Here is an 862-nt window from a genome sequence, read left to right on the forward strand (position 1 = left end):
AAGCTGCAATCACCGTATCTGCTGATGCAAAATCCAAAATTTACGGAGAGATAGATCCTGTACTTACTTACCAGATCACTTCCGGAACTTTAGTCGGAAATGATGATTTTACCGGTTCGTTGACACGAGAGGTAGGAGAAGATGTTGGAACTTATGCAATCCAACAGGGATCATTGGCTTTGAGCAGCAACTATGACCTTACCTATAACACAGCAGACCTTACAATTAAAGAAGCTGCGATCACCGTAACTGCTGATGCAAAATCCAAAGTCTATGGAGAAGCAGATCCTGCATTGACGTACCAGATCACTTCCGGGGCTTTAGTCGGAAATGATGATTTTACTGGTTCTCTAAGCCGTGAGGCTGGTGAAGATGTTGGAACCTATGAAATCCAACAGGGATCCTTGTCCTTGAGCAGCAATTATGACTTAACCTATAACACAGCAGACCTTTCCATCAAGGAAGCTGCAATCACTGTAACTGCTGATGCTAAGTCAAAAGTTTATGGAGAAGCAGATCCTGCATTAACGTACCAGATCACTTCTGGGGCCTTGGTAGGAAATGATAGTTTCACTGGTTCGTTGACACGTGAAGTGGGAGAAGATGTTGGTGCTTATGCAATTGAGCAGGGATCACTTGCTTTGAGCAGTAACTATGACCTTACCTATAACACATCAGATTTTACCATTAAAGAAGCTGCAATCACCGTATCTGCTGATTCAAAATCCAAAGTTTACGGAGAAGCAGATCCTGCACTTACGTACCAGATCACTTCCGGAGCTTTAGTAGGGAATGATAGTTTTACTGGTTCGTTGACACGTGAAGTGGGAGAAGATGTTGGTGCTTATGCAATTGAGCAGGG

At 43.4% G+C, this 862-nt stretch carries 1 protein-coding gene; it reads left to right on the forward strand.

Annotation, left to right across the window (positions count from 1 at the left end):
- Nucleotides 1-862: MBG domain-containing protein (locus tag IE056_RS18320; protein ID WP_308427664.1), on the forward strand; the 862-nt coding region annotated here is incomplete at both ends.

The sequence above is a fragment of the Salinimicrobium marinum genome, from assembly GCF_014651535.1.
GTDB classification, from domain to species: domain Bacteria; phylum Bacteroidota; class Bacteroidia; order Flavobacteriales; family Flavobacteriaceae; genus Salinimicrobium; species Salinimicrobium marinum.